This window comes from Corynebacterium phoceense (assembly GCF_900092335.1).
GTDB classification, from domain to species: Bacteria; Actinomycetota; Actinomycetes; order Mycobacteriales; family Mycobacteriaceae; genus Corynebacterium; species Corynebacterium phoceense.
Window position 1 is genome coordinate 1,124,232 of record NZ_LT596208.1, and the last position, 20,782, is coordinate 1,145,013.

Here is a 20,782-nt window from a genome sequence, read left to right on the forward strand (position 1 = left end):
CCGTTCCGTCCCCGCCGTGTGGGTCGGCTGGGTCGTCGCCCGGTTGCTCTCCGTCTGGTTTATCAAGCTCGAAGACAATCCGCTGGGCGACGTGTACTACTACCACTTTGGCATCTACGGGGATGACCCCACGGCCATGACGGAATATCCGTGGCTCGGACAGCTGCCTTCGGCACTGCTTGCCCGCCTCGTCGGACCCGACTTCCACGTCTATTGGATCGCCTTCCCCATTATGATCCTCGTCCTCGACGCGGCGTTTATGGCGCTCGTGCTGCGTCGCCATCCTGAGACGAAGGCTGCCATCGATGCCGCGTGGCTCTGGGTCTTCTTCGGCACGGCCGCCGGCCAGGTCTTCCTGCTGCGTCTCGACCTCTTCCCCGCCCTCGTCGTCGCGGCCGCGGGATACTTCCTCTTCAAGCACCCGGCTCTGTCCGGCGCGATGGTGGCTATCGCCACCGCCATGAAGCTGTGGCCGGGCGTGCTCGCCGCGGGCATCGTGGGCCGGGCCACCCGTGGGCGCACGTGGTCCGCACTTGCAGCCTTCGTGGGCACCGGCGCCGCCGTCGTCGCCGCGACCATCGCCTTCGCGGGCGTGGACCGGCTCACTTCGCCGCTTGATTACCAAGAGGTCCGCGGCCTCCAGATCGAGTCCGTCGCCGCCACTCCGTTCGTCTACCGCAACTTCTTCGACCTGGGCACATGGAAGCTTGCCTATGCCCCCTCCAAGAGCTTCGAAATCACCGGCCCCGGCGTTGAGACGGCCACCCAGATCACCACGTTCGCCATGGCTGCCGTCGTCCTCTTCGGCTTGGGCTGGGCCCTCTATCGTTTTATCCGTGGCGGCTGGACCCCGGAGAGCACCCTCGCCTTCTTCGNGAGCGGATGACGAGACTCGAACTCGCGACCCTCACCTTGGCAAGGTGATGCGCTACCAACTGCGCTACATCCGCATTCGAAACCCGGGGGTTTCTGTGCGCGATACTGGGATTGAACCAGTGACCTCTTCCGTGTCAGGGAAGCGCTCTCCCGCTGAGCTAATCGCGCGGGCATCTTCACGTGAAGACTTTGAGGTGGAAACGGGAATCGAACCCGTGTGCAAGGTTTTGCAGACCTTTGCCTCACCACTCGGCCATTCCACCGTGGCTTACCGCCTCAACAGTACACTCTCAAAGAAGAGAAGTACCTGAGCGGATGACGAGACTCGAACTCGCGACCCTCACCTTGGCAAGGTGATGCGCTACCAACTGCGCTACATCCGCATTCGAAACCAGGCCCGGTTTCTGGGACTAAAAGTCCGTGTGCGCGATACTGGGATTGAACCAGTGACCTCTTCCGTGTCAGGGAAGCGCTCTCCCGCTGAGCTAATCGCGCGGGATTCGGTTCATAAAAGANGCGCGGGCCGCCTCGCGCAGCGAGGGTTCGAGAGCCGCCGCCACCGCAGCCCGGCGGTCTAGCGCCGCCTCGAGCTGCGCGAGCGAAGAGTCGATACGTATGTGCAGGCGATTGAGCCGCTGCGCCGTAAAATACGCCCAGGCAAGGATAACCGCGACGATAATCGCGACGACGGCAACGATCACATAATCCATTACGCCCTCACCTTCGATCCGTCCTGGACCGTCTCGTAGACCTGCAGCACCTGCGTGGCCACGTTGTCCCAGTCATATATCGCAGCCCGTGCACATCCGGCGTCGCGTAGCCGAGCGCGCTGTTCTGGCGAGTCAGTGAGCTCACGCAGGGCAAGCGCGAGGTCCGCGGCGTCGCCGGTCCGGAAGAGTCGGCCCGCGGGCTGTTCCGAGTCCGCGTCACACACGGCCGCGAAAGCTTCAAGGTCGCTGGCGACGACGGCCGCGCCGGCCGCCATGGCCTCGACGAGCACAATGCCGAAGGACTCCCCGCCCAGGTTCGGCGCGACATAAATATCCGCGCGACCGAGAATCTCGGCCTTCTCCGCGTCCGACACTCGGCCCACGAAGTCCACACCCTCCACGGAGCGCGGGCTGCCGCCGCCCATGACGGTCACGCGGACGTCGCGCTCCAGAACCTCCAGGGCCTTGAGCAGGACGTCGAGCCCCTTGCGCGGCTCATCGAGGCGGCCCAAGAAGACAATCTCCACAGGGCCCTCAGTGGAAGGCTCGCGCGCGGCCGCCGCGTAGACGGAGGTATCCACGCCGTTCGGAATGAGCACAGGGTCGCCGCCCAGCTGTTCCACCTGCCAGCGCCGTGCCATCTCAGAGACCGCTATCCCGCCGCGGACCTTTTCCAGCATGGGCATGAGGAAGGGCTTAGCCATGGTGAGCAGCCGCGAACTTGCCGCCGAGGCGTGATACGTCGCCACGATGGGCCCCTGCGCAATCCGCAGCGCCGCCATGGAAAAGGACGGACTATTGGGTTCGTGAATGTGGAGGATGTCGAAGTTGCCCTCGCGGATAAACCGACGCGTCGTCCGCACAACCTGCGGTCCAATGGACAATCGCGCCACGGAGCCGTTGTAGTTGATGGGAATCGAGCCTCCGCCCTTGACCACGAAGTCCGGCAGCGAGGTTTCCGGCGCCGCGGGGCCCAGCACCTGGACCTCGTGGCCGCGCTCGATGAGTACCGTCGCCAAGTCAATGATGTGCGCCTGCACGCCGCCGGGCTCATCGAAAGAATAAGGGCAGACAAAGCCAATTTTCATTCATTGTCCTTTCGCGCGGCGCGTGCGACGCGCCTCTACGTCGACGTTCCACTCCGGCTGCAGCATATGCCAATCCGCCGGGTGCGCCTCGATGTTCTCCGCAAAGCCATCGGCGAGGCGCTGAGTGGTCTCCTCCACCGTCGTNCCACCGCGCAGCGCACGCTGCTGTGGACGCTCGCCGTCTTCGCCGTCGTCTGCGCCGGCCTGGGCACCTTCGTCTACCCGTTCAACTACGAGGCCATCTACTCCCCCGATGGCACGCAGTTTCTGCCCATCGCCGCCCTTGCACTGCGCAACGTCCTCGTCGTGCTCATGGCACTAGTCGCCGCGGTGTGGTTCGTTCTTGCCTGCCGGAATCCGCGCAGCGGCGCGATGAGCGCCGGGCCAGCGGCCGGTACGCCGGGCGTCACGTCCACAGCCGCTGCNCCTCCAGGGCCTTGAGCAGGACGTCGAGCCCCTTGCGCGGCTCATCGAGGCGGCCCAAGAAGACAATCTCCACAGGGCCCTCAGTGGAAGGCTCGCGCGCGGCCGCCGCGTAGACGGAGGTATCCACGCCGTTCGGAATGAGCACAGGGTCGCCGCCCAGCTGTTCCACCTGCCAGCGCCGTGCCATCTCAGAGACCGCTATCCCGCCGCGGACCTTTTCCAGCATGGGCATGAGGAAGGGCTTAGCCATGGTGAGCAGCCGCGAACTTGCCGCCGAGGCGTGATACGTCGCCACGATGGGCCCCTGCGCAATCCGCAGCGCCGCCATGGAAAAGGACGGACTATTGGGTTCGTGAATGTGGAGGATGTCGAAGTTGCCCTCGCGGATAAACCGACGCGTCGTCCGCACAACCTGCGGTCCAATGGACAATCGCGCCACGGAGCCGTTGTAGTTGATGGGAATCGAGCCTCCGCCCTTGACCACGAAGTCCGGCAGCGAGGTTTCCGGCGCCGCGGGGCCCAGCACCTGGACCTCGTGGCCGCGCTCGATGAGTACCGTCGCCAAGTCAATGATGTGCGCCTGCACGCCGCCGGGCTCATCGAAAGAATAAGGGCAGACAAAGCCAATTTTCATTCATTGTCCTTTCGCGCGGCGCGTGCGACGCGCCTCTACGTCGACGTTCCACTCCGGCTGCAGCATATGCCAATCCGCCGGGTGCGCCTCGATGTTCTCCGCAAAGCCATCGGCGAGGCGCTGAGTGGTCTCCTCCACCGTCGTCACCTCGACCGGCTCGGAGACGCTCAGGCCCCAGCCGTCGCCCTCGAACCAGGAGTGCACGACGTGCAGTGCCGCGCCCGTCTCCCGCGCGAGGACCGCCGGGCCCGCCGCGAAGTTGGCCTCCTCGCCAAAGAAATTCACGGTGACGCCGGTACGCGTGAGGTCGCGCTCGGCGAGCAGGCACACGACGCCTCCTTGCTCGAGCACAGACTTAAGGTGCGCCATGGGGTGCTCCCCGCCCGTGAGCGGCAACACCTCGAAGCCCAGGGACTCGCGGAAATCCACGAAGGCGTTGAAGAGGACTTCAGGCTTGACCCGCTCGGCCACCGTCGTAAACGATCGGCCGCGCCCGATAAGCGTCACGCCAGCCATGTCCCAGTTGCCCGAGTGCGGCAGCGCCAGGATGACCCCGCGCCCTGTGCTTTCCGATGCCGCGAAATGCTCAAACCCCTGCAACCCCGCGTTCAGCTTCGCTAGAAGATGCGGATCCTCATGCAAAGCCTGCAGGCGGAACGCCTCTTTCCAGTAGCGCATGTAGGAGCGCATCGAATCGCGCACCAGCTCGCGCGTGACGTTCTCCGGGCCCACGACACGCGCCAGGTTGCGGCGGAGCATCTCCATGCCCCGGCCGTTGTCCGAGGCATAATCGGCCCCGCGCTCGAAGATCCACGAGGCCACGGAGTCCGGTAAATAGCGGACAAGCCGCCAGCCGGCGAGGTAACCGGCGGCGGCAAGGTGTTCGGTCAGGAGAGCAGGCTTGCTCATGCGTGTCCGGCCTTTCTAGAGGTCTTCTTTAAAGCGTGCCTTCGTGTCCTGGCGGCGGGCCTGCAGCATGCGCTCAATAACGGTCCAGATGGAACCGACCACGAGGATCCACAGGGCGACCTCGATGGAGTACGGGATGCCGAGGCCCTCGAAGCCCACGCCCACGAGACCGATGATGAGGCGCTCGGGGCGCTCGATGAGACCGCCCACAATCGTGAAACCGCTCGCCTCTCCGCGCGCCTTGATATACGAAATGACCTGCGAGCACACGAGAACGATGAGGCACGCCACCACGGTCCACGAGCTCGCGTGGTCCACGTAAACCAACCAGTAGACGATGGAGGCAAACAGTGCGCCGTCCGTGATGCGGTCGCACGACGCATCGAGGGTCGCACCAAAACGCGAACCGCCCGTGGTCATGCGGGCCATCGTGCCATCGAGCATGTCGAACGCGGCAAAGAGACCGGAGAGGATGGCGGCAGCGAAGAGATGGTTCGTGGGGATGAGGACCACGGCGATCGCGATGGTGACCACCGTGCCCACCACGGTCACGACGTTGGGCGTGAGCCCCATTTTGAGAAATGTCTTGGCGACGGGTTCCACCACGACGGCGGCCGGCTTGCGGCCATGCACACTAAGCATGCTTGTCTTCCTCTTCGATTTCTTGCCACCCTGCGGCGAGCACCGCGCGGGTATCCCTCAGCAACGCAGGCAAAACCTTCGTGCCGTCGATGATAGTCATAAAGTTGCTGTCGCCCGCCCAGCGCGGCACGACGTGCAGGTGAAGATGGTCACCCACCGAGCCGCCCGAGGCCTTACCCAGGTTGAAGCCGACGTTGATGGCCTCCGGCCGGGAGACGCGCTTGAGCGTGCGCACAGCCTTCTTCGCGAAGGCCATAAGCTCAGCCGTTTCCGCGTCCGTCAGGTTCTCCAGCTGGGATTCCTTGCGGTACGGCACGACCATGAGGTGCCCCGCGTTATACGGAAACAGGTTGAGCAACGCATAGACGTGCTCGCCGCGCGCGATGATGAGCGCGTCCTCGTCCGACTTCTTCGGCGCCTCGACGAAGGGATCCGTGGACGTGCGTCCCGGGTCCGTGATGTAGGCCTGTCGGAACGGCGCCCACAGACGCTCCAAGCGATCGGGCGTGCCTACGCCGGAGTCAACGTACGTGCCCGCGTGAGCGGGCTCGCCCGCGGGCACGTCGGCCGAACCGGCGGCATCGGAAGGCTTAAACGCGGGCACCGATGTTTCCCTCAGACGGCTGCTCGTTGTTGCGCGAGCGGATCCAGTCCTCGATGACATCGACCGCGCGGCCCACCGGCACGCCGTTGACCTGCGTGCCGTCCAGGAAGCGGAAGGACACGGCGTCGGCCTCGACATCGCGGGCACCGGCTAGGAGCATGAACGGCACCTTGCCCGTGGTGTGATTGCGGATCTTCTTCTGCATGCGGTCGTCCGAGGTATCGACAGTCGCGCGCACACCGCGGGCACGCAGCTGCTCCATGATCCTCTCCAAGTGCGGCGCGAAATCGTCCGCGACCGGAATACCGATGACCTGGTGCGGCGCCAGCCAGGCCGGGAAGGCGCCGGCGTAGTGCTCAAGCAGCACGCCGAAGAAACGCTCGATGGAGCCGAAGAGCGCGCGGTGGATCATGATCGGGCGCTTCTTCGTGCCGTCCTGCGCGGTGTACTCCAGCTCGAAACGCTCCGGCAGGTTGAAGTCGAGCTGCACCGTGGACATCTGCCACGTACGGCCAATAGCGTCACGCGCCTGGACCGAAATCTTCGGGCCGTAGAACGCGGCACCCGCCGGGTCCGGCACGAGCTCGAGGCCCGAACGCTCCGCGACGCGCTGCAGGATCTCCGTGGAGCGCTCCCAAATCTCGTCCGAGCCCACAAACTTATTCGGGTCCTTGGTGGACAGCTCCAGGTAGAAGTCGTCCAAGCCGTAGTCCTTGAGCAGCGAGATGATGAACTCGAGCACGCTCGTGAGCTCTTCCTCGAGCTGATCCTCGGTGCAGTAGATGTGCGAGTCGTCCTGCGTGAAGCCGCGGGCACGCGTGAGGCCATGGATAACGCCCGACTTCTCGTAGCGGTAGACCGTACCGAACTCGAAGAGGCGCAGCGGCAGCTCACGGTAGGAGCGACCACGCGACGCGAAGATGAGGTTGTGCATGGGGCAGTTCATCGGCTTGGCGTAGTAATCCTGCGCCTGCTTGGTGACGTTGCCTTCCTCGTCCGTCTCGCCGTCGAGCTGCATGGGCGGGAACATGCCGTCCTTGTAGAAGTCTAGGTGGCCGGACTTGGCGAAGAGGTCGCCCTTCGTGATGTGCGGAGTGTTGACGAAGTCGTAGCCGGCCGCGATGTGGCGGCGACGGGAGTGCTCCTCCATCTCCAGACGGATGATGCCGCCGTTCGGGTGGAACACCGGGAAGCCAGAGCCAATCTCGTCCGGGAAGCTGAACAGGTCCAGCTCTTGGCCCAAGCGGCGGTGGTCGCGCTTCTCCGCCTCTTCCAGCATGGTCTGGTACGCCTCGAGCTGCTCCTTGGACTCGAAGGCCGTGCCGTAGATGCGCTGCAGGCCGGCATTGTTCTGGTCGCCACGCCAGTAGGCGGCAGAAGAACGGGTGAGCGCGAAGGCCGGGATGTACTTCGTGGTCGGCACGTGCGGCCCACGGCACAGGTCGAACCACTCGACCTCGCCCGTGCGCGGGTTGACGTTGTCGTAGTGCGTGAGATCGCCCGCGCCCACCTCGGCGGCCTCGTCCGAATCCGGGTCGACGTTGGATTTGTCGACCACGAGCTCGAGCTTGAACGGCTCCTCGGCCAGCGCCTTCTCCGCTTCCTCGTTGGAGGCGTAGGTGTGGCGCTCGAAGCGCTGTGCGGACTTGATGATCTTCTTCATCCGCTTCTCAATGTTCTTCAGGTCTTCCGGCGTAAACGGCTCGGCCGTCTGGAAGTCAAAGTAGAAGCCGTTCTCGATGGCCGGGCCAATGCCCAACTTCGTGCCCGGGAAAAGATCCTGCACGGCCTGCGCCATGACGTGACCCGTGGAGTGGCGGATGACGGCGCGACCGTCTTCCTCACTCGCTGCGACCGGCGTGAACACGGTGTCCGTCTCCGGGGTGTGGGAGAGGTCGAAGAGCATGCCGCTCTCGTCACGGACAACCACAACGGCCTCCGGGCCCTTGTTCGGCAAGTCCTTGAGGGCCTGGCCCACCGGAGTGCCGGCCGGGACCGTCACGGGCTCGTAGTTCACCGGTACAGCAGGGATCATTTCCGCCATGTCGCGCTCCTTATGCGCTCACGCGGGACGGGCATACCTGGCCAGCCCCGCTAAAGGTCAAGATACAGCGAATAAGTCTACCCCTTTAAGAGGTTTTCTCCCCAACTAGTACCGCCCTGCGTACCGGGCACCACGTAGTACATCGCCGAGCCCACGTGCGTAATCCACGTATTGAGCTGATCGAGCTCATCCAGGCGCGCTTGAATGGGCTCAAACTGCTCGCGCGGATTCTTCTGAAAGCAGATAAAGATCTGCCCGGAGTTAGACAATTCCCCCGGCCGTTCCGGTGAGGGCGCCAGGTCAAAGTTATACGGCCTGCGCAAAATGACCTGCTCCGGATGGTCCGCCGGCGGATGGGCACGCGCCACGTGCGACGTCGGGTCAATAGCCTTCAACCCGTACTTGTCGCGCGCCTCGAGGTCCACCGGATCGTTTTCTTCCGTGCCCGACAGCGGCGCACCGTTATCCAACGTGCGGCCAATGGAAATCTCCCGCGCATGACGGTCGACTTCCTCCCACGTCTCCATGTTCATATTGATGCGCCGCACGACCATCGCCGTGCCGCCCTTGAACGGCCCATCCTCAATCCATACCTGCTCGCCAAAGTCCGCGTCCGTCTTGGGATTGACGGTCCCGTCCTTCTGGCCGAACACGTTGCGCGGGGTCTCCCCGTCCTCCAACGAGCCGTTAGCATTGAGGAAGCCCTGCTGCACCCACGCCACGTCCGCATACGACGCGCCCGAGCGCACCATATGGCGCAGGACGTGCGAGGCCGTGAGCTGATCGTCGCAACAAATCTGTAGCACGACATCCGTCTGGCCCCATTCAGGGCGCAGCTTGTCCCTCGTATACGAGCGGACGTCGCCCAGCCACTCCGGCTTCTGCGCACCAATCTTTGCGAAGAAAGACTCGCCCCAGCCGCACGTCACCGTGAGGTTCGCGGGGGTCTGCGTCATCTCCGGCTCGAGCGATCCGCGCGGCGTTTCCGCCGTGCACAACGCCCGCGCGTCCTCGGTCCACAGCCGCATCAGGTTGCGCGCCCCACGCTGCCCCGCCCCATCCTTGAGGTTAAATCCGACGAGGTTGACGTGCGCCTGCGAGGGCGTTTGCACGCCCGCCTGGTGCTCGCCATCAAAAGGCACAATGGCATCCGCAAGCGGGGCACCGCTTACCGATGCCCCTTTCTCCCCACTCGTTGCCTGACCGACCGGATCCGCTTCTTTACCGCGGGCACAGCTCGCCACCACGAGCGCGCTTGCCGCGACGGCGCCGCCGGCCATGAGCTCGCGGCGTCCCAACTGCGCATGTGTCATTGCTAGTCCTTAGTGGGCGTGGTCGTGCTCGGACATGTCCGCCATCCCTGGCATCTCCGACATTCCGGCCATGCCGCCTTCCATGTCCTGGTAGCCCTCCTCGCCGGCGTTCATGGAACGCACCGGCTGCGCGCCCAGGTCGACGGTCGTGCCGTCCTCAAGCTCCAGCGTGACGTCGACTTCCTCGCCAGCCATGACCGGCTCGGCAACACCCATGAGCATGAGGTGCTGGCCACCCGGGGCCAGGGTCACGGACTCGCCGGCCGGGATCATGAGACCATCGGTGTCTTCCTGCATGACACCGTCGACGACCTCGTGAATCTGGTTCATCTTGGCGTCAATGGACGTGGTGAAGCCCGTGACGTGGATGTCCTTATTCGAGCCGTTGTGGATCTCGCCGAAGATGGCGGTCATATCCGAGTCCGCGGCCATCTCACGCACGACGCCGTCGTGCATGTGGATGTCGCCCATGGCGTGCTCTTCAGAACCTGCTTCAGCGCTCTTGTCCGCGCTAGCCTTTGCCGCTGCGGACGATGCAGTGTCCACCTTCTCTGCCGAGTCGTTCTCCTGCGCCGGCGAGCATGCCGCAAGCGCGAGGGCCGCGGCGACGACGGAAGAAACGAGGACGGTACGAGTATTGAGCATGAACGTGCCTTTCTTAATCATTACGGCGAGACTTTGCCGCGAAGAGGATGAGTACTGCGATAACTGCAAGGACCGCCCCCACGGCGATGATCCACTTCCACGGCGTCGACGCATTTTGCGCCGCATCCGCGACCGGATCGCCCGTCGTGGATTCCTCGGAGGAACCAGCCGCCTGGCCAGCAACGTCAAACGGCACCGAGCCACGCGTTGCATGTCCATCCGAGGACGTGATTTGGAATCCCACCTGGTAGTGGCCCGGTCCCGGGTTCACGCCTTCCGGCGTCTCCACGGTGAGCTCGCGGCCGTCCACGGTCGGCTCCGCATCGAAGATCACGTCGCCCGAGTTCGTGTCCGTCACCGCGAAGGTATTGAACCCCTCGCGCGGAATCGCGGAGAACTCCAGCGTGATTTCCTTTGGGAACTCTTCAAGCGGCGCATCGCTTACCACGTTGCCGCCCACCACTGAGTCGTGGGCCTGAGCAACCGGTGCCGTTGCGAGTGCCGCTGCCGCGACGAGCGCTGCTGCACTCGAACGAAGGCCCGAACGAAGAATTCTCATGAAGGTGATGCTCCTTGTCTCAAAGTGCGGAAGGTATCCGTGCAATTATCACATCGTATCGCCGCCGCCTACCCCCACAGCTTTCCGCCTCGGGACCAGCGCGCGATACCCAGATAGTCGTTGCCTCGCTGCCATTGGTTCCCAACAAAGATGAACGTCACACTTTCGCGGGCTCTTTGCGCCGCCACTGTAGTTTTCGCCGAGAAAGCACTTCCGCACCACCGATTTCGGGCATCTTCTCGGCGAAAATTTTCCACACCCCAGCTTCATGCCGCACCGAACTACCGCTAGAGGAAACGGACGTCATTCTCACATTCCGCGCACATTCAGTCAGTACTATGACGTCAAAGAATCCAGATGCCTCTGAACAGAGAGGCCCCAGCGAGAGGGACGACATCCAATGTGCTTAATCTGCGCACGTATCGACGACATCAAACAAGGTCGCAACCCCTATTTCGTTGCAGAACTCAATACTGGGTATGTCGTGCTCGGCGATCATCAGTATTTCCACGGCTACACGCTCTTTCTCTGCAAGCTCCACGACACGGAGCTGTTCCTCCTTGAGCCAGACTTCCGCTCCCAATTCCTCTTTGAGATGTCCGTTGTCGCGGAAGCCGTCACCACAGCCTTTGGCGCCGAGAAAATGAACTACGAACTCCTCGGAAACGGCGATACCCACCTTCACTGGCACCTTTTCCCACGCCGCAATGGCGACATGGGTGGACACGGGATGTCTGGGAAAGGACCGGTGTGGTGGGTCCCGCCAGAAGAAATGTATGACGATGTCCATCGACCATCGCCAAAGAAACTCGACTCAATGCGAGCAGGTCTCCGTGCACGGTTACGCGTCTAGACCCACAACGCAAAAGCGTCGCCCCGTAGGGCGACGCTTTAAACTGAGCGGATGACGAGACTCGAACTCGCGACCCTCACCTTGGCAAGGTGATGCGCTACCAACTGCGCTACATCCGCATTCGAAACCCGGGGGTTTCTGTGCGCGATACTGGGATTGAACCAGTGACCTCTTCCGTGTCAGGGAAGCGCTCTCCCGCTGAGCTAATCGCGCGGGCATCTTCACGTGAAGACTTTGAGGTGGAAACGGGAATCGAACCCGTGTGCAAGGTTTTGCAGACCTTTGCCTCACCACTCGGCCATTCCACCGTGGCTTACCGCCTCAACAGTACACTCTCAAAGAAGAGAAGTACCTGAGCGGATGACGAGACTCGAACTCGCGACCCTCACCTTGGCAAGGTGATGCGCTACCAACTGCGCTACATCCGCATTCGAAACCAGGCCCGGTTTCTGGGACTAAAAGTCCGTGTGCGCGATACTGGGATTGAACCAGTGACCTCTTCCGTGTCAGGGAAGCGCTCTCCCGCTGAGCTAATCGCGCGGGATTCGGTTCATAAAAGAACCTGAGCGGATGACGAGACTCGAACTCGCGACCCTCACCTTGGCAAGGTGATGCGCTACCAACTGCGCTACATCCGCATGCACTGCGATGTGATGTTTTGATGTAAGAATTAACAACACTGTGCGGTGCGAGTAGAAACATTATCCTTTGGAGCCACAGTTTGCCAAATCGCCCGTTCAGACGCGGGTTTCACTCATCCCCAAGCACCCGAGACACGCACCCGAATGACACCACTGTCATTTCAGCACAACACGACACCGTCACGGCCACTCGAACACGACGCAGCCCAGCGATCCGCGCCACGATTTCACCCCGACCTGCCGATTAGGTACCGCACACAGGAGCGTGCTATTTTTCTCCTGTACCCAATGAGGTCCTATAGCTCAGTGGGAGAGCGTTCCGTTCACACCGGAAAGGTCGTTGGTTCAATCCCAACTAGGACCACAATCAGCCCCGGCGGCGAGTTCACCTCGCAACCGGGGTTTTTGCTTGCCCGTACTCCGTGTGGCACCCCATGTTCCCTGCGCCTATTCCCTAGAATCCACACACGTGAATAAATCCCTGCGCGCGAGAATCGACGGCCTGTTTACCGCCCGGCACGCCCTAGCCCCCAGCTTCGGCGAGCCGGCCGCCCCGGCCTCACAGAATGACGGGCCCGAGACAGCCGCACCAAGCATCAGCCACCGCGTCCTCCGCGCCGCCGCGTGGCCGCTCGCACTTGTCCTTATCGCACACCGGATTCTCATCAGCGCCGTCAACGGCTCCCCTACGGACGACTTCACGACGGTCTACTCCGCCGTCCGCCGCATGCTGGCTGGCGACTCCGTCTACGCACAGGCCTACGACCAGGTCGATCCGCTCTATCTCTACAACCCCGGCGCCACGCTTCTGCTCACACCGCTGGGCCTCGCGGATAACCCAACGGCCGCGCGCATGGCGTTCATCCTCGCCAACGCCGCGTGCATCATCGTCGCACTAGCACTCCTCACCAGACTCGTTAACAAACCCTTAAGCGGCGCCACGCTCCCCATCGCCATCGCTCTCGCATGTGCCACCGAGTCTGTCACCAACACGCTGACCTTCTCCAATATCAACGGCGTCCTTCTCCTCTTGCTCACCGGCTGGCTCTACCTGTTCATCAGGGGCGCACAAGGCCAGACAAAAAAGATGTGGCTTGCCGGACTCGTCCTTGGCGTTGCCATCCTCGTCAAGCCGCAGTTTGCACCGCTACTTGCCTTGCACATCGTCAAACTGGACTGGAAGGGCCTCGTCGGCGGCATCGGCGTGCCGGTGCTGACCAACGTTATTGCCTGGCCGCTCGTGCCCGGCACGGAAGACTTCACGGGCAAGCTTCTCCCCTACCTTGGAACCACGCGCGACTACGCCAACTCCTCGTGGCCCGGCGTCAACGCCTACTTCCAGCTAAACAGCGGACTCTACTACACAGTCTGGACAGGCATGGCGCTCATAGTCGCCGCCGGACTCATCGCCCTCCTCAGGCGCCGCCACACCGACGTCGCGCTCTGGGCTATGACCACGGCTCCGCTCGTCCTCGTGGGCGTGTTCTTCCTCTCAAGCCTCGGACAGCAGTACTACTCCATGTGGATCGCGCCCCTTTTATTCACCATTTTCGCGCGCCGCAACGCGCTGGAGACGTGGCTGCCGTGGCTCGGCGCCGTGCTGTGTCTCGCGCCCATGTCGTGGACTTCTGTGCAGTGGCCAGACGCGGGACGGTGGATGAATTTCTTCGCGGGCACCGCGGGATGGGCCTTCGTTATCATCGGTGTAAGCGCCGCAGCCTTGGGATGGTGGGCCCATGAGCGCGTAGAATCGCGCCATGACTGATTTCAAGCTGATCGCGGACGAAGAGTGGAAGAAGCGCCTCACGCCGGAGGAGTTCTACGTCCTGCGCCAGGCGGGCACGGAACCGCCGTATGTCGGCGAATACACCAACACGACCACGGAGGGCGTCTACTCCTGCCGCGCGTGCGGTGCCGAGCTGTTCCGCTCCACTGAGAAGTTCGAGTCCCACTGCGGCTGGCCGTCCTTCTTCTCCCCGCTCGCGGGCGAAAAGGTCGTCGAGCACACGGATACCTCCCACGGCATGGTGCGCACGGAGGTCCGCTGCGCCAACTGCAACTCGCACCTGGGCCACGTCTTTGAGGGCGAAGGCTATGACACGCCCACGGACCTGCGCTACTGCATTAATTCCATCTGCCTGAATCTCGAAGAGAAGCCGGTAGAAAAATAAAACAAGGGCCGCACCACCGAGGTGCGGCCCTTCACATCGTTTTACGGGAGAATCTTAATCAGATCCGCCACATCCGCCACGCGGTGGCCGGTGTGGAACGGAATCTCCTCACGCACGTGGTGGCGCGCCTCGGTGTAACGCATTAGGTGCATGAGGTCAACGATGCGGTCGAGGGTCGGGGCCTCGAACGCGAGCATCCACTCGTAGTCACCCAGCGCGAAGGCCGGCACGGTGTTCGCGCGCACATCGGGGTAGTTACGCGCCTGCTTGCCGTGCTCGACGAGGATGCGGCGGCGCTCCTGCGGGTCCATCGTGTACCAGTCGTAGGAACGCACGAACGGGTAGACCGCAATCCACTCGCCCGGCTCCCCGCCCATGATGAAGGACGGTAGGTGCGAGCGGTTGAATTCGGCCGGGCGGTGGAGCGCATTGCCCACCCAGGTGACTTCAGAGACCTGCCCCAGGGTCGTCTCGCGGCGGAAGTCCGCGAACGCCTTCTGGATATCGGAGAACTCCTCCGCGTGCCACCAGATCATGTAGTCGGCAGATGCACGCATGCCGGACAGGTCGTAGATGCCACGAACGGTGATCGCCTCATCCAAACCAGCGAAGAAGGCCTGGGCCTGTGCGATAGCCTCATCGCGTTCGGCGCCCAGCGCGCCCGGGTAGACGCGGAAAACCGCATGCTGCGAGTACTGCTGACGGGAGTTGAGCTCCTCGAAATCAAGCTTGGCCATGAATCCTCCATGAAAGTAAAAAGGTTGAACGCAGTCCATCTTAAGTTGGATACCGCCCCGTGCGCACCTTTCCACCCCACACGGCGCGCCTCACACCCCCAGCCTCACCCACCGGCTAGGTTTATCCCCCGTGACCCCAACTAATTCGCAGCAGCCTACAGAGCTCCGCCCTACCGAGCCTGCCGATGCCCCCCGCGAGTCCGGCACCCCCGCCGCCTTCACGCAGGCCGTCGAGTCCATGCACGCCGCGCGCATGCGTCCCGAGATCACGCTGGGCACCATCCGTCCGCCGCAGAAGCTGGCGCCGTTTAGCCACGCGATTGGCCTCGAGGTGGGCGATCAGGACCTCGACGTCGTTCCGCAGGACTCCGAGGGCGATGCCTTTGGTCGCCTCATCCTGCTCCACGACCCGGCCGCGGAGGAGTCGTGGACCGGCTCTATGCGCCTTGTCGCCTATATCCAGGCCGACATGGACTCCGAGGTCGCCTCTGACCCCCTGCTTCCCGATGTCGCCTGGGAATGGCTCACCGAGTCTCTGTCTGCCTGCCACGCCGAGTACACCAACCTCGGCGGCACCGTGACGTCCACGGCGTCTGTCCGCTTCGGCGAAATCGGCGGCCCGCCGCGCGCCCACCAGATGGAAATGCGCGCCTCCTGGACCGCGGACGGCATCGATCTCTCCTCGCACGTGGAGGCCTTTGCCAAGGTCCTCGCCAATGTTGCCGGCCTTCCGCCGGAGGGCGTCACCGACCTTATGCGCGGCTAATGTCCCATCTTCTCGATAGGCCCGCGGACGGCATCCCACCCGTCGCCGCGACCCCAGCCGCCTTCCAGCGCGCCGCGGACCGGCTTGCGGCGGGCTCCGGCCCGTTTGCCATCGACACGGAGCGCGCCTCCGCGTTCCGCTATGACGACCGCGCCTTCCTGCTGCAGATTCGCCGCGCAGGCTCCGGCACGGTCCTCCTCGATCCCGAAGGCGGTCGCGACGCGCTGACCACAGCGCTCGCCCCCGTGCTCAACAACCAGGGCTGGATCATGCACGCCGCACCTAGCGATCTTCCCTGCCTCGCCTGGCTCGGTCTCTACCCCAGCGCCATCTTCGACACGGAACTCGCCGCCCGCATGGCCGGCTTCGACCACCCGAACCTTGGCGCCATGCTCGAGGAGCTCTTCGACGTCGAGCTCGAGAAGGCATACGGCGACGCGGACTGGTCCGCACGCCCCATCCCCGCCCACCAGCTTGCCTATGCCGCCCTCGACGTCGAGCTTCTCCTCGAACTCGGCCGTAAGCTCGCCGATATCCTCGCCGAGGAAGGCAAGCTCGGCTGGGCTAACGCCGAATTCGCCCATATCGTGGACGAACACCGTTCCATCACCGCGCCGCCGGAGCCAGACTGGACGAGCTTACGGGGCATCGGCAGCCTGCGCACGCCCACACAGCTCGCCGCTGCCCGCGCCCTGTGGACGCACCGTGACCGCCAAGCCCGCGCGCGTGACATCGCGCCCGGCAAAATTCTCGCGAACAAGGCGCTTCTCGAAGTCGCGCGTTCCCTGCCGCGCTCCGAGGAAGCCCTCCGCCGCACCCGTGGATTCCCTCGCCGCCGCGCCGGCGCCTCCCAGGCCTGGTTCACGGTCCTCGACACCGCCCTGCGCGCCGACCCCTCGACATTCCCGCGCCCTGACCGTTCGCTGGCTCCCGTGCCCGGCAAGTCCACGTGGTCACGCGACTACCCCGAACTCTGGGAGGTCTACCAAGACATCCGCGCCGAGATCGACGCCCTCGCGGACGACCTTGTCATGCAGCCCGAGACCATCATCAAGACCTCTGCGGTCCGCGCCGCCGTGTGGGCTGCGCTGGGCGAGCCCCGTTTCTCCAGCGACCTCGCTGGCACGCTTAGCCGCGCTGAGGACATCCCGGCCCTCCTGCGCGACGAAGATTGCCGCGACTGGCAAATCCAGCTCGTCACGCCCATCCTCGAGCGCGCCCTCTTCCGCTAACCCCCGGTTCTTGTCAAAAATCGATCAGCTATCGCGATTCTGAGCACAATTTTCGGCAGGAACCCTCTCCGGCAAGGCCGGATCACTAATACCAATGCTTGGATCGTGTTTCTTTTCCCTGTTCTACTGGACTTTTACTTGATCTAGCAGTAGCCTGAATCAAAGAAACCTTGCATGATTCAGAACGGAGATGACCATGGACTCCCGCGCCGTGGGGGCACGCATCAATGAGGCCCTCGTCAGCGCTCAGCTGTCACAGCGAGCACTGGCAGACCGCACTGGGCTTGCGCAGTCCACGCTATCGCGTATTGTCAACGGCACCCGCACGGCTACCATGCCCGAGCTCGTCCGTATTGCTGCCGCCACCGGCACCACCGTGGGTCTTCTTACCGGCACGAGCGATGCTCCCGCACGAGTTCAGTACGCGGCGCGCTCAACCAACGGGTCTACGATGACTACGCTCCGCGATAAGCTCATTTCTTTTGTTGAAATCAACGACTACCTCACGGACCAAGGATTCCAGGCGGAGCAATAGGCGTGTCAAACGAAACAGAAGCGCAAGCAGCAGCTGCTCATTTCCGTTCCGAGCATCATCTCGGCAACGGCCCACTCGGTGATCTAGCGACGCTCATCGAGCAAACTACGGGCCACCAGGTCGCCGTCGTCAAGGTCGATGACCCTAACGAACATGGACTCACAATGTGGGACCCAAAGCGCAACGTCACCTTCATAGCGGTGGCATGTACGCCGAACTTCATGCGCCAGCGCAGCTCACTTGCCCATGAGCTCGCCCATGCACTATTTCGCGACTGGTCTACACGCGAGGCCGACCAGCTTTCGAATCGAAGCCCCAGCGAAATTCGAGCAGATGCGTTTGCACGCCACTTCCTCCTGCCTGTCGACGGTCTCCGGGAATTACTTGGAGCTCCCACTGGTGACCTGGATCCCATCGACTTTTCACAAGTCATCCAGGATTTTCGAGTTTCGCCTTCTTTAGCCTCCATCGCGTTATGTTCTGCGGGGTTCATCTCCGAAGAAACCAAAAAGGTGTGGATGAAGACTACTACCAGTGCTTGGGCAACACGATTCGGGTGGATCGACCACTACCGTTCGCTGCAAATCGAGTCCCAATGTCCACGTGTCCCGCAGCGCTTGCTTGCTGCTGCTGTCCGCGGCTACGAAGCAGGCGTGGTCACGGTCGCGACAATCGCCACCCTCCGCGGCATCGACGCAGACACAGCACGTCAAGAACTGGAAGACGCTGGCATCGTGCCAACTCCCCCGCTCGTCCGTGAAACTTCTGCAAACGAAATACACAATGTCGAAGTCGACTTTTCCGACTGGCCAGCAGAACTCGAGGACGATAAGGAATAGCCCCTTGACCCCACATTCTCGTCCCATTTTAGATGCCGGACCTGGGCTCAATTTCTTTTCTATCAATAAAGAACGTCTGCTCATTGCTACACTAGGCCCGCTCTCGGCGCCGGCCATCGTCGGTGAGGAAATCCAACGGAAAGCGCGCCAGGATGCGCGTTTTGAGCGTTCGTACCGCGTATGGAAGACACTATCTTCCTCACAGTACTTGGAAGTCCTATCTGATGAGGCTACGGATGAGTTGTCTGCTGCTGTCTCACGCATCTCTGATATGTCGCTCGCTGACCGTTTCACAATCAGCAAAGACCTCGGCGAAACGATAGTCATCGCGCACGCCGTCGTGCTCGCCGAACAAGGAAAATCGGTCACGGTTCTCATTGATGACGGCGCCGGACAGCAACTCCTCGCTTTCCAGCAGGCTCGCCTCGAAAGGCTGCGTGCTGCAGGGCATAATTTCGGAAACCTGAACCTCATCACCACCCTGACTGTCTTAGAGCGAGCGGCTGGTTCCACGCACATTCCGGACAAAGCCACGATGCGCAAGCTCTACGAACGCCTACGTGGCCTGGACGACGGATTACCTCCCATCACACATACTCAGTTACTCGCTCCCTCCACATGGAGTTAATGTCTTAGCCCACGCGATCGAGCCTGCCGCCGAAGGCCGTGGAGTACTACTCGAAGTAAGGAAACGTATTCGCTCGTTCCTGCCGAAAATCGATCCGCTATCGCGATTCTGAGCACAATTTTCGCAAGGAACTACGGCCGCGCCGCCAGGTACTCCAGAATCGCTTTCACGCGCCGGTTGTCTTCCTTCGGGTCGAGCCGAAGTTTGAGGAAGATATTGGACACGTGCTTGGCCACCGCCGCCGCAGAGAGCACCAGCGCCGAAGCAATCTCCTTGTTCGATTTTCCCTGGCTCATGAGCTCGAGCACCTCGCGCTCGCGCGGCGTGAGCTCCGCCAGCCCCGAGCGCCCCGAGGCCATAAGTGCCTTGGCGACCGTCGGGTCGATGACCGTGCCGCCCTGCGCCACGACCTCAAGGCTCGACAGAAAGTCCGCGACCTCGGAGACACGATCTTTGAGGAGGTAGCCCGTCCCGGCCGTGTCCACGTCGAAGAGTTCCACCGCATAGGCCGGCGCCACGTACTGCGAGAGCACCATGACTGCCAGCGACGGAAACTCGCGTCGCAGAGACACCGCCGCTTTCAGGCCATCGTCCGCCATATTCGGCGGCATCCGCACGTCCGTCACCACGATGTCCGGCAACGGGCCCGTCTTCACCAACTCGATAAGCGAGGGCGCCGTCGCGGCTTGGCCCACGATCTCGTGGCCTCGGCGCTCCAAGAGACCGGCCACGCCCTCGCGCAACAGCGCCGAGTCATCCGCCAACACGATCTTCATCGCACACCTCCCAGTCCAGAAGCCCCACGGTCCAACAGCAACGGAATGGAACACGCCACACGCGTCGGCCCACCTGGAGGCGAGGACAACGTCAACGCGCCGCCGAAGGCCTCCAATCGCTGCGCCATGCCTGCAAGCCCCTGGCCCGGCACGACGGCCGCGCCACCCGGGCCTTCGTCCACGACTGAGATATGCAGATCCGCATCCGAGGTCACGAGCACCGTCACGGGCGCGCCCGGCGCGTGCTTCGCCGCATTCGTCAATGCCTCCGTCCCGAAGAAGTATCCGGCCGCGAGCACGGACGGCGACAGCGAAGGAAGCGGGTGCGGCGCAAAGACGGAAACGTGCGGACCGTAGGAGGAGGCGACATCGGAAAGCGCGGCCACCAGCCCGTGGTCCTTGAGCACCTGCGGATGGATGCCGTGCACCGTCGTCCGCAGAGCCGCAAGTCCCGCGTCAAGGTCTTTCTTCGCCGACGCGACCAACTGGGCGGCTTCCCCAGTAAGATCCAAGGAAGCCTCACCGAGCTTGATGGACGCCGCCACAAGGTACTGTTGCGTCCCGTCGTGGAGGTCGCGCTCGATGCGCTGGCGCTCAACCTCATAGGCGTCCGCAATCGCGCGGCGTGAGGCCGTGAGCCGGGCAATCTCCGCGGCCTGGCGCTCCTCGTTGGTGGTCTTTCGCTTAAACATCGCCTCCGATCATAACCATGGCGCCAGCCGTGGCGGGCGGGGGTAGAGCTAGCACTACCGCGAACTCTAGCGGTGGCACCATTCAATCTGTGCGCCTTAACCTGTGAAATTAGAACCATGACACATTCACTTTCACTTCATGACATCACGAAGGACTACGGCCAAGGCCCAGTCCTCTCCGGCATTTCCCTCGACATCCAGCCCGGCGAAACCGTCGCCGTCATGGGCCCCTCGGGTTCCGGCAAGTCCACGCTGCTGCATTGCATGTCGGGCGTGCTCACGCCCACGGACGGCGCCGTCTTCTTCGGCGAGACCAACATTGCCCAGCTTTCCGATGCCGCCCGTTCCCGCCTTCGTCTCCAGCACTTCGGCTTCGTCTTCCAGGACGGCCAGCTCCTTCCGGAGCTCACCAACGTCGATAACGTGGCGCTGCCGGCCATGCTCACGGGGTCCTCGCGCGGC

21 protein-coding genes, 12 tRNA genes and 2 pseudogenes are annotated in these 20,782 nt (G+C 63.0%); 11 read left to right on the top strand and 24 right to left on the bottom strand.

Annotated elements, in window-relative coordinates; all coding sequences use genetic code 11:
• Positions 1-136: 136 nt before the first annotated feature.
• Positions 137-886: a glycosyltransferase 87 family protein gene (locus BN9444_RS09420; RefSeq protein ID WP_478219570.1), complete on the top strand. Its 750-nt coding sequence runs from the start codon at positions 137-139 to the stop codon at positions 884-886.
• On the opposite strand, the gene BN9444_RS09425 is transcribed toward BN9444_RS09420, so the two are convergent.
• The 15 genes and pseudogenes from BN9444_RS09425 to BN9444_RS09500 all read right to left on the bottom strand — a co-directional run bounded on the left by BN9444_RS09425 (position 878) and on the right by BN9444_RS09500 (position 10,450).
• Positions 878-950, bottom strand: a tRNA-Gly gene (locus tag BN9444_RS09425). The two genes, BN9444_RS09420 and BN9444_RS09425, sit on opposite strands and share 9 nt — an antisense overlap.
• Positions 951-972: 22 nt before the next feature.
• Positions 973-1,044, bottom strand: a tRNA-Val gene (locus tag BN9444_RS09430).
• A 24-nt stretch (positions 1,045-1,068) separates the two neighbouring features.
• Positions 1,069-1,139: transfer RNA gene (locus BN9444_RS09435), tRNA-Cys, on the bottom strand.
• A gap of 47 nt (positions 1,140-1,186) precedes the next feature.
• Positions 1,187-1,259, bottom strand: a tRNA-Gly gene (locus tag BN9444_RS09440).
• A gap of 40 nt (positions 1,260-1,299) precedes the next feature.
• Positions 1,300-1,371 (bottom strand) — tRNA-Val (locus tag BN9444_RS09445).
• A gap of 214 nt (positions 1,372-1,585) precedes the next feature.
• Positions 1,586-2,674, bottom strand: coding sequence for a glycosyltransferase family 4 protein (locus BN9444_RS09455; RefSeq protein ID WP_066513417.1), 1,089 nt, complete (start codon positions 2,672-2,674; stop codon positions 1,586-1,588).
• Positions 2,675-2,818, bottom strand: a pseudogene (locus BN9444_RS14310) (LpxL/LpxP family acyltransferase); the annotation flags it as partial.
• 286 nt (positions 2,819-3,104) lie between these two features.
• Positions 3,105-3,734 (bottom strand): annotated as a pseudogene (locus tag BN9444_RS09465) (glycosyltransferase family 4 protein); the annotation flags it as partial.
• Positions 3,735-4,643, bottom strand: a complete 909-nt coding sequence (locus tag BN9444_RS09470) for a phosphatidylinositol mannoside acyltransferase (RefSeq protein ID WP_066513421.1) — start codon at positions 4,641-4,643, stop codon at positions 3,735-3,737.
• A 15-nt stretch (positions 4,644-4,658) separates the two neighbouring features.
• Positions 4,659-5,285 carry a phosphatidylinositol phosphate synthase gene (pgsA, locus tag BN9444_RS09475; RefSeq protein ID WP_066493038.1) on the bottom strand — a complete coding sequence of 209 codons (627 nt, stop codon included), beginning with the start codon at positions 5,283-5,285 and terminating at the stop codon, positions 4,659-4,661.
• Positions 5,278-5,889: an HIT family protein gene (locus BN9444_RS09480; protein ID WP_369799447.1), complete on the bottom strand. Its 612-nt coding sequence runs from the start codon at positions 5,887-5,889 to the stop codon at positions 5,278-5,280. Before BN9444_RS09480 ends, pgsA begins: the two co-directional genes overlap by 8 nt.
• The gene (gene thrS, locus BN9444_RS09485; protein ID WP_066513423.1) at positions 5,876-7,933 is read right to left on the bottom strand and encodes a threonine--tRNA ligase; all 2,058 of its coding nucleotides are present in this window, start codon (positions 7,931-7,933) and stop codon (positions 5,876-5,878) included. Before thrS ends, BN9444_RS09480 begins: the two co-directional genes overlap by 14 nt.
• Positions 7,934-8,010: 77 nt before the next feature.
• Entirely contained in the window at positions 8,011-9,246 is a 1,236-nt protein-coding gene (locus BN9444_RS09490) for a Dyp-type peroxidase (RefSeq protein WP_066513425.1), read from the bottom strand.
• Positions 9,247-9,255: 9 nt separating this feature from the next.
• Positions 9,256-9,891, bottom strand: a complete 636-nt coding sequence (locus BN9444_RS09495) for a copper chaperone PCu(A)C (RefSeq protein WP_066493029.1) — start codon at positions 9,889-9,891, stop codon at positions 9,256-9,258.
• Between the two features lie 13 nt (positions 9,892-9,904).
• A complete protein-coding gene (locus BN9444_RS09500) occupies positions 9,905-10,450 on the bottom strand; it encodes a copper resistance CopC family protein (protein WP_066513426.1) in 546 nt (181 codons plus the stop codon).
• A 400-nt stretch (positions 10,451-10,850) separates the two neighbouring features.
• Here BN9444_RS09500 and BN9444_RS15490 point away from each other — a divergent pair, with 400 nt between their 5' ends.
• Positions 10,851-11,303, top strand: coding sequence for an HIT family protein (locus tag BN9444_RS15490; protein ID WP_077210070.1), 453 nt, complete (start codon positions 10,851-10,853; stop codon positions 11,301-11,303).
• 46 nt (positions 11,304-11,349) lie between these two features.
• On the opposite strand, the gene BN9444_RS09510 is transcribed toward BN9444_RS15490, so the two are convergent.
• From BN9444_RS09510 to BN9444_RS09535, 6 genes are all read right to left on the bottom strand, one after another.
• Positions 11,350-11,422 (bottom strand) — tRNA-Gly (locus tag BN9444_RS09510).
• A 22-nt stretch (positions 11,423-11,444) separates the two neighbouring features.
• A tRNA-Val gene (locus tag BN9444_RS09515) sits at positions 11,445-11,516 on the bottom strand.
• 24 nt (positions 11,517-11,540) lie between these two features.
• Positions 11,541-11,611, bottom strand: a tRNA-Cys gene (locus BN9444_RS09520).
• 47 nt (positions 11,612-11,658) lie between these two features.
• Positions 11,659-11,731: transfer RNA gene (locus BN9444_RS09525), tRNA-Gly, on the bottom strand.
• Positions 11,732-11,771: 40 nt separating this feature from the next.
• A tRNA-Val gene (locus BN9444_RS09530) sits at positions 11,772-11,843 on the bottom strand.
• Positions 11,844-11,868: 25 nt separating this feature from the next.
• Positions 11,869-11,941 (bottom strand) — tRNA-Gly (locus tag BN9444_RS09535).
• Positions 11,942-12,236: 295 nt separating this feature from the next.
• On the opposite strand from BN9444_RS09535, the gene BN9444_RS09540 reads away from it, so the two are divergent.
• The 3 genes from BN9444_RS09540 to msrB all read left to right on the top strand — a co-directional run bounded on the left by BN9444_RS09540 (position 12,237) and on the right by msrB (position 14,115).
• A tRNA-Val gene (locus tag BN9444_RS09540) sits at positions 12,237-12,308 on the top strand.
• 105 nt (positions 12,309-12,413) lie between these two features.
• The gene (locus BN9444_RS09545; RefSeq protein ID WP_231732363.1) at positions 12,414-13,709 is read left to right on the top strand and encodes a glycosyltransferase family 87 protein; all 1,296 of its coding nucleotides are present in this window, start codon (positions 12,414-12,416) and stop codon (positions 13,707-13,709) included.
• Positions 13,702-14,115, top strand: coding sequence for a peptide-methionine (R)-S-oxide reductase MsrB (gene msrB, locus BN9444_RS09550; RefSeq protein ID WP_068801824.1), 414 nt, complete (start codon positions 13,702-13,704; stop codon positions 14,113-14,115). The genes BN9444_RS09545 and msrB overlap by 8 nt, the downstream gene beginning before the upstream one ends.
• Before the next feature lie 41 nt (positions 14,116-14,156).
• Here msrB and hemQ read toward each other — a convergent pair whose 3' ends face one another.
• Positions 14,157-14,852 carry a hydrogen peroxide-dependent heme synthase gene (gene hemQ, locus BN9444_RS09555; RefSeq protein WP_066513428.1) on the bottom strand — a complete coding sequence of 232 codons (696 nt, stop codon included), beginning with the start codon at positions 14,850-14,852 and terminating at the stop codon, positions 14,157-14,159.
• Between the two features lie 130 nt (positions 14,853-14,982).
• Here hemQ and BN9444_RS09560 point away from each other — a divergent pair, with 130 nt between their 5' ends.
• From BN9444_RS09560 to BN9444_RS09580, 5 genes are all read left to right on the top strand, one after another.
• Positions 14,983-15,618: a DUF3000 domain-containing protein gene (locus tag BN9444_RS09560; protein ID WP_066513432.1), complete on the top strand. Its 636-nt coding sequence runs from the start codon at positions 14,983-14,985 to the stop codon at positions 15,616-15,618.
• Positions 15,618-16,850, top strand: a complete 1,233-nt coding sequence (locus BN9444_RS09565) for an HRDC domain-containing protein (RefSeq protein WP_066493019.1) — start codon at positions 15,618-15,620, stop codon at positions 16,848-16,850. Before BN9444_RS09560 ends, BN9444_RS09565 begins: the two co-directional genes overlap by 1 nt.
• Before the next feature lie 196 nt (positions 16,851-17,046).
• A complete protein-coding gene (locus tag BN9444_RS09570; RefSeq protein ID WP_197418410.1) occupies positions 17,047-17,385 on the top strand; it encodes a helix-turn-helix domain-containing protein in 339 nt (112 codons plus the stop codon).
• Between the two features lie 2 nt (positions 17,386-17,387).
• On the top strand, positions 17,388-18,224 hold the full coding sequence (locus tag BN9444_RS09575; RefSeq protein ID WP_066493016.1) for an ImmA/IrrE family metallo-endopeptidase: 837 nt from the start codon (positions 17,388-17,390) through the stop codon (positions 18,222-18,224).
• A gap of 4 nt (positions 18,225-18,228) precedes the next feature.
• Complete coding sequence (locus BN9444_RS09580; RefSeq protein WP_066513447.1) at positions 18,229-18,852, top strand: PIN domain-containing protein; 624 nt, start codon at positions 18,229-18,231, stop codon at positions 18,850-18,852.
• A 131-nt stretch (positions 18,853-18,983) separates the two neighbouring features.
• On the opposite strand, the gene BN9444_RS09585 is transcribed toward BN9444_RS09580, so the two are convergent.
• On the bottom strand, positions 18,984-19,628 hold the full coding sequence (locus tag BN9444_RS09585) for a response regulator transcription factor (RefSeq protein ID WP_066493010.1): 645 nt from the start codon (positions 19,626-19,628) through the stop codon (positions 18,984-18,986).
• Entirely contained in the window at positions 19,625-20,320 is a 696-nt protein-coding gene (locus BN9444_RS09590) for a sensor histidine kinase (RefSeq protein ID WP_066493009.1), read from the bottom strand. The genes BN9444_RS09585 and BN9444_RS09590 overlap by 4 nt, the downstream gene beginning before the upstream one ends.
• A gap of 117 nt (positions 20,321-20,437) precedes the next feature.
• Between BN9444_RS09590 and BN9444_RS09595 the strand changes: the two genes are divergently transcribed.
• Positions 20,438-20,782, top strand: a 345-nt coding sequence (locus tag BN9444_RS09595) for an ABC transporter ATP-binding protein (RefSeq protein WP_141681584.1), incomplete at its 3' end; no start/stop codon positions are given.